This is a genomic window from Pseudomonas sp. 05N434 (assembly GCF_056396965.1).
In genome coordinates this window covers 1-907 of sequence record NZ_JBFTMK010000956.1, presented here as the reverse complement: position 1 = coordinate 907, position 907 = coordinate 1, and the positions used below count along the sequence as shown (strand labels likewise).

The following is a 907-nucleotide window of genomic DNA, read 5'->3' as shown; positions in this document are numbered from 1 at the left end:
GCACTCTGGGGTGCCAAGGGTTGGCTGGAACCGATGAAGGACTTGCCGGCCAACTACGCCCTCGACGACGTTTTCCCTTCGGTGCGTGAAGGTCTTTCGGTCAAGGGCTCGCTCTATGCCCTGCCGTTCTACGCTGAAAGCTCCATCACCTATTACCGCACCGACCTGTTCAAGGACGCCGGGCTGACCATGCCGGAACGCCCGACCTGGGAACAGATCGGCGAATTCGCCAGCAAACTCACCCATAAAGATAAAGAACAGTACGGCATCTGCCTGCGTGGCAAGGCTGGCTGGGGCGAAAACATGGCGCTGATCACCACTGTCGCCAACGCCTATGGCGCGCGCTGGTTCGATGAGAAATGGCAGCCGGAATTCACCGGTGCTGAGTGGAAAAATGCACTGAATTTCTACGTCGACACCATGAAAAAGTCCGGCCCGCCCGGCGCATCGAGCAACGGTTTCAATGAGAACCTGGCGCTGTTCAACAGCGGCAAATGCGCGATCTGGGTCGATGCCAGTGTGGCCGGCTCGTTCGTGACCGACAAAACCCAGAGCAAAGTCAGCGACCACGTCGGCTTTACTTACGCACCGCATCAGGTCACCGACAAAGGTTCGGCCTGGCTGTATTCGTGGGCACTGGCTATCCCCACCAGTTCCAAGGCCAAGGAAGCGGCGAAAACCTTCAGCGCCTGGGCCACGTCCAAGGAGTACGGAGCCCTGGTCGCGGAAAAAGACGGCATCGCCAACGTGCCACCAGGCACTCGCGCTTCGACCTACACCGAGGCTTACATGAATGCCGCGCCGTTCGCCAAGGTGACGCTGGAATCGCTGAAAGCCGCGGACCCGAGCCAACCGTCCCTCAAGCCCGTGCCCTACATTGGCATCCAGCTGGTGACCATTCCTGAAT

The 907-nt window shown here is 59.4% G+C and carries 1 protein-coding gene; it reads left to right on the top strand.

Features of this window, described 5'->3' with window-relative positions:
• Nucleotides 1-907: ABC transporter substrate-binding protein (locus tag AC1DLB_RS31030; RefSeq protein WP_477786407.1), on the top strand; the 907-nt coding region annotated here is incomplete at both ends.